3 protein-coding genes are annotated in these 6,444 nt (G+C 71.6%); all 3 read right to left on the bottom strand.

Annotated elements, in window-relative coordinates; translation table 11 throughout:
• Positions 1-119: 119 nt before the first annotated feature.
• Entirely contained in the window at positions 120-1,013 is an 894-nt protein-coding gene (locus ACZ38L_RS37890; protein ID WP_465702399.1) for a serine peptidase, read from the bottom strand.
• Positions 1,010-4,861 (bottom strand): AAA family ATPase, encoded by a 3,852-nt coding sequence (locus ACZ38L_RS37885; RefSeq protein ID WP_465702396.1) that lies wholly within the window; start codon positions 4,859-4,861, stop codon positions 1,010-1,012. The genes ACZ38L_RS37890 and ACZ38L_RS37885 overlap by 4 nt, the downstream gene beginning before the upstream one ends.
• A 208-nt stretch (positions 4,862-5,069) precedes the next feature.
• Entirely contained in the window at positions 5,070-6,287 is a 1,218-nt protein-coding gene (locus ACZ38L_RS37880; RefSeq protein WP_465702401.1) for an IS110 family RNA-guided transposase, read from the bottom strand.
• Positions 6,288-6,444 lie beyond the last annotated feature (157 nt).

Genomic DNA, 6,444 nt, shown 5'->3' with positions numbered 1-6,444 from the left:
GCGAATCTCGAATGCCTGACCGGCAGAGATGCCCCAATGTCACCCCATCGAGCGACGCCAAACCCGGCATTACGGCGCGAACCGCACTCTGAGAGTGGCCCGGCGGTTCAGGCGCTGGGTCAGATGTCGAGGTAGGGGGCGATGGTGGCCGCCGAGGTCGCGCACTGCAGGTAGTTCGTGGCGTGATGGAAATGGAAGAGGGCGCTGACGGTGGTGGTGTGGTCCAGGGCGATCCCGTCGAAGAACCTGGCCAGCTGGGGCGGGATGGCGACGGGGTCACCGGGGTCGGCGATGTTCACCCAGCGCGTTTTCCCGGGCAGGCCCGCACCCCGCAGTAGCGGGCTGTCGACGGGCCGTGGCGCGGGGATGAGCCGCTCGAAGACCACGCGGGGCAGCGCCAGCGGCGAGCCCAGCGTGAGGAACAGCTCTGGCTGCAGCTCCGGGTGGGCGTGCAGGGCCTCGTAGGCGACGACCGAGCCCAGCGAGTGCGCGACGACGACACGCGGCCGGTGGCGGGCGATCCGCGTCCCGACCTCCTCACGCGCCGCTATGCGCTCCGGGGCGTCCGCAGAGCGCAGGTACGCGGCAACCTCACCGCACAGCAGCCGGATGAAGACCCCTAGCGGTCCCTCGGCCAGGTCGAACCTGCGCGCCATCCACGACGACAGCGCGCGCAGCGGCACCGCGGCGTGCCCCTGCGCCGCCTCGTCCGGCAGCCCCAGCTCCCGTGCCCACGCGTCGAGCATCTCCTGGGCCAGCGGGTCGTCCAGGAAGTCGCCGTCCTGCTCGCCCTGGGCTGCCGGCCCGGGGCGGAGCCTGTCCGCGTAGTAGGCGAAGTCGACGTCGAGCCGGTCCGGGGAGATGCCGAGGCCGCTTGCCAGATCCCGTGCCCAGGCGGCGGCCTTCAGCGCCCGGAGTTCCTCCTTGCGCGCGTCGGGGACTCCGGTGCCGAAGCTGTTGTAGATGCCGTGTACAGCGACGATCCGTAGCGGCGAAGTCGTGTTACCGATCAACGAAGCCTCCTGAGGTTCAAGGTGAGGGTGGCCACTTCATGGCCGAAGCCGACCATCACGGTGCCGTCCGCGGTGACGGTCACGGCTCTCACCGCGTCCGGGAAGCGAAACGCGGTGAGGCAGGTGCCGGTGGTCAGGTCCCACACCCGCACCGACCGGTCGTCGCCGCCGGTGATGGCGTGCGGGCGGCCTTCCAGCACCGCCACCGCCACCGCCCGCACCCAGCCGGTGTGGCCGGTCAGTTCGCGGGTCTGGGTGCCGGTGGTCAGGTCCCACACCCGCACCGACCCGTCGACGTCGCCGGCGGCGGTGATGGCGTGCGGGCGGCCCTCCAGCACCGCCACCGCCACCGCCCACACCCCGCCGGTGTGGCCGGTCAGTTCGCGGGTCTGGGTGCCGGTGGTCAGGTCCCACACCCGCACCGACCGGTCGTTGCCGCCGGCGGCGGTGATGGCGTGCGGGCGGCCCTCCAGCACCGCCACCGCCACCGCCCAGCCGGTGTGGCCGGTCAGGGCACGGATCTGGGTGCCGGTGGTCAGGTCCCACACCCGCACCGACCGGTCGTAGCCGCCGGTGACGGCGTGCGGGCGGCCCTCCAGCACCGCCACCGCCACCGCCCGCACCCCGTCGGTGTGGCCGGTCAGTTCGCGGGTCTGGGTGCCGGTGGTCAGGTCCCACACCCGCACCGACCCGTCGTCGTCGCCGGTGATGGCGTGCGGGTGGCCCTCCAGCACTACCGCCGCCACCGCCACCGCCCAGCCGGTGTGGCCGGTCAGGGCACGGATCTGGGTGCCGGTGGTCAGGTCCCACACCCGCACCGACCCGTCGTCGTCGCCGGTGACGGCGTGCGGGCGGCCCTCCAGCACTACCGCCGCCACCGCGCCCACCCAGTCGGTGTGGCCGGTCAGTTCGCGGGTCTGGGTGCCGGTGGTCAGGTCCCACACCCGCACCGACCCGTCGTCGTCGCCGGTGACGGCGTGCGGGCGGCCCTCCAGCACCGCCACCGCCACCGCGCCCACCCAGTCGGTGTGGCCGGTCAGGGCACGGATCTGGGTGCCGGTGGTCAGGTCCCACACCCGCACCGACCCGTCGACGCTGCCGGTGACGGCGTGCGGGCGGCCCTCCAGCACCGCCACCGCCACCGCCCGCACCCCGCGAGTGTGGCCGGTCAGTTCGCGGGTCTGGGTGCCGGTGGTCAGGTCCCACACCCGCACCGACCCGTCGTCGCCGCCGGTGACGGCGTGCGGGCGGCCCTCCAGCACTACCGCCGCCACCGCCCGCACCCCGCCGGTGTGGCCGGTGAGGGTGCGGACCAGGGCGGGTGAGACCTGGCTGCCCGTTGCCCATTGCACATTCCAGTCGGTGTCGCCGGGCAGTTCCTCCTGGAGCGGTGTGTCGCGGAAGCGTGCGGCGTCCAGCGCCAGGAGCTGGCGGCGTGCTGCGGGTGGCAGAGTGTGGTGGACGCCCCAGGAAGCTCGGTAGACCGCGGCGTTGAGCCTGGCCTGGTCGGATCGGGCGTGGGGCAGGGCGTTGGCGAGGGTGTGGGGGTCGGCGTGCTGGAGGTAGCCTGCGTCGTCGAGGAGTTCGTCCAGGCGCCCGGCATCGAGGGCGTGCTGGGCAGTGTGCCTCAGTAGATAGCCGGCAGCGTGCTGCCACAGCAGGCCGCCTGCCGGACCCGGGGGGACGCAGTCCAGGAGCCGCTCGAACAGGCGATCTGCCCGGCCGGCCGGGGAGTTCGTCGTCATCGTGGGGCCCTCGCCGGACGGCGGGCCGGTGGGCTGGCGGAGCCAGTCGGCGAGGCCTTCGTGGAAGAGCCGGTAGAGGGTGGTGCCGTCGGTGTCGATGCCGCGGCGCAGGTAGAAGCGTGCTTCCCCGTCCAGGAGGGCGTACAGGTCCCGCGGGGACGGCGGGCGGTCGCCGTCGGCGGTGAAAGCCGCGGCGGCGTGGACCAGGACGCTTTCGGGCATGCCCCGGCCCTGGGCGAAGGCGAGGGCCGTGAGCACGGGGCGCAGGTGAATCTGGCCGGCGTGGCGGTGCAGGTCGAGTTCGAGGAGGTCGGGCAGGCTGCGGGGCACGGCCCGGCCGAGCCGTGCGGCCTCCTCGGGTGTGGTTGCGGGTGGGATGGCCAGGAGATGGTGGACGTAGAGTCCCGCGGTGAGGAACTCGCCCCACTGCAGGGCTTCGGTCTCGCCGTCCTGTGGGCCCGGGGCCTGTGCGGTGAGGGTTTCGGCGATCGCTTCTGCCAGGGCGTCCCGGACGGCCCGCAGGGCACCGCGCGTGTACGGGCCGTCGGCGCTCAGGAGCCGTTTGGCGTAGGCGGCCACATCCCGGCGGACCTCGTGCGGCGCGATGGTGCTCAGGTCCGTGCACGCTCCGGCGTCCCGCGCCAGGCCGAGGAGATGGTCGAACCGTACGTCCTCGCGGGTGGCGACCAGCAGCCGCAGTCGGCCGCCGGGCATCTGCGCGTGTTGGGCGAGCGGGAGCAGCAGGGCGGTGGTGATGTCCCGGGGGTGGAGGGCCTCGTCGAGGGCGTCGATGACGATGGTGACCGGGCGGGTGCCGGGGGGCAGCAGGCTCAGCAGGTGTTGTGCCGGGTTCCCGGTCGTGTCCTGGGTTTCTGTGTCCGGTTGGGTCGGGGTGCCGGGGGTGGTGATGTGGCGTAGTTGGCGGGTCAGGGAGGCGGTGATGTCGTCGAGGCCGAGGCGTCGTGCGTGGACGGCCGCGATCCGGTCGTTCTCGCCGGGTACGTGGTCGTCGAGTCCGGCCCACAGGACGCGGGTGTGGCGGCGCAGTGCCGGGTGGGCGGCGCACAGGAGAATGCCGAGGAGCGCGGACTTGCCGGCGCCTGCTTTGCCGGTGACCACGCGTAGCGCCGGGGCGGCCGTGTCGTCGTCGAGCCATGCGGTGAGGGTGTCGAGTTGTGGGGTGCGGCCGCTGAAGTAGCCCTCGGCCCAGTCACGGTCGACCGGTTCGGCGCCGCCGGCACGGCGCATGAAGTGCAGGGGGTCCGCGGCCCAGTCGGCCAGGCGGGCGATCTCCGGGGGCAGGCCCGGGACCAGCGCCGGTGTGGTGTTTTTGGGAGTGTAGGAGGGGTTGGGGAAGAACGGCAGCCGGGACAGGTCGGCGTGGCCGGGGACGAGGCTGGTCAGGATCGACTGGGGCAGCCCGTTGGCCCGTTCGGCCAGTTCGTTGACGGCACGGTCGATGTCCCGCCAGACCGTACCGGGCGGGATGTACTGCAATGAGGGGTCGAAGCGAACTTCCAGGTCGCGGTACTTCTCCAGGACCCGTACCAGGGCCTGGCTCAGCCGATAGCCGAACGCCTGCTTGTCCGGTCCGGTCGCGGCCAGCACCCAGGCCCGGCGCTTTTCCACGTCCATCCGCGAGTGCCAGGCGGTCACCGCGGCCTGCCCGGCGTAGCAGACGTCCAGGACGAACAGTGTCATCGGCCGGTGCCGCCGGGGGTGGTCTTCGATCAGGTCGATCCACCCGCCCACAGGCCGGCCCAGGCGATCCCCGTCACTGCCCAGGATGTACAGCTTCTCGCTGCTGCCGTCGGCCAGCTCACCGTGCCCGACGATGTGCACGATCAGCACGTCGGTGTCCTTGGCCTCGACCGCGGCCTCGACCAGCTTTCCGTAGTCGGCCTGTCCCTCCGGTGCCGTGGTTGGGCGCCGCGTGTACCGGAACTCCTCCAGGATCTCAGCGACCCTCCCGGCATGAACGGGAGCGTCCTCCAGGACGTCCAGGCCGAACCGTGGCGAGTCACCTTCCTCGGTACGCGTCAACGCGATCCCCAGCGACAGCACCACGTGCCGCGGCTCGCCCACGCCTCCCGCCTGCTCCACGCCCGACGCCACCACCCTCCGCCCCCGGCCTCTGGCAACTCGATCAGCAGCGCGGTTCGACGATAGACACTCCACGCCTCCGTGGTGGCCAGATCACCAAGATCGGAAAGCGACTGTTCTCATCGAGGACGACGCGCGAGGGTAACGGCACCGACCCGATGCCGGGCTCTTTCAACACACCGGCTGAAGGCCTTCCATGAGGTGGGGGTCAAGCGGTGAGTCCGTGGGCCCGGTGGGACCAGGCGGTCGCCTCGTCGTACGGTGTGCCGGTCTTCAGGCAGCCGTGCAGGATGCCGACGAGCCGGTTGGCGAGCTGGCGCAGGGCGGCGTTGAATTCGATGCCGCGGGCCCGTTGCTTCTCGTAGTAGGCCCTGGCGCCAGGGGAGACCCTCAGCGCGGAGAATGCCTGTGCGATCAGGGCGTCGATGAGCCGGTCGTTACGGACGTACCGGGCGGTCACGACCTTCTTTCTGCCGGAGGCGCGGGTGATCGGGCTGGTGCCGGCGTAGTTCTTGCGGGCCTTGGCGCCGGCGTAGCGGTGCGGGTCGTCGCCGAATTCTGCGAGGACCCGGGCGCTGAGCATCGGGCCCAGTCCGGGCTGGGAGCGGATGATCTCAGCGTCGGGGTGCCGGCCGAAGTAGTCCTCGACCTGCCCGTGCAGGAAGTTGACCTGCTCGTTCAAGGTGACCAGCAGCGCGACAAGAGCGCGCACCGAGTCGGCGTAGGCCGCGGTCACAGCGGCGGGCTGACCCAGGTGCTTAGCGCGCAGTATGGCCTGGATCCTGGTGGCCTTGCTGGCGATGTTGCGCCGGCGGGCGCGCTTGAGGGCTGCACTGATCTGCGTGGTCGTCAGCTTCGCTGCGGCCGCCGGATCAGGCGCCTTGGCCAGCAGCTCCAGGACGTCGGGGGCGTCCAGGTCCTCGAACGCCTCCAAGGCGGCGGGGAAGTAGTCGAGCAGAGCGTGCCGCAGCCGCTGCGTGGTGCGGGTCCGCTCCCAGATCAGGGTCTTGTGGATGCGCGTCACCGCCTTGACCGCTTCAGCGTCGGCGGTGTCCCCGGAGATCGGGCGCAGCTGGTGGGAGTCGGTGCGCACCATGTCGGCGAGCATGTGCGCGTCGGCCGCGTCACTCTTGGCCCCCGACACCGCCAGACGTTCCCGGTATCGGGATGCCTGCAGCGGGTTGACTGCGTACACCGTGTAGCCGGCGGCGATCAGCGCCTGCACCCACGGGCCGCGATCGGTCTCGATCCCGATCACCACGTCGGCCTTGCTGTCCTCGCCGAGCTCGGCACCGATCATCGCGTGCAGCCGTTCGATGCCCGCGACGCCTTCCGGCAGCCGGGCCTTGGACAGCCGGCGGCCCGTGGCGTCCATCAGCTCGACGTCGTGGTGGTCTTGGGCCCAGTCGTCCCCAACGAACAGCAACTCGTCCTCCGTCATCGACCTCGATCGGCAGTAGCCCGCAGGAGAACCATCAGCGACCTAATAAGGGCTCATCGCTCTCTTCTGTGGGTCTTGATGGGGCTCGGTTGTGCTCGGCCGGGCAGGGGTCGGGCGTAACCGGCCAGGCAGAGCAGGATCA

The organism is Kitasatospora sp. NPDC024654, from assembly GCF_055559155.1.
Note: the sequence above shows the minus strand (reverse complement) of the source record. Positions and strands in the feature narration are given on the sequence as shown.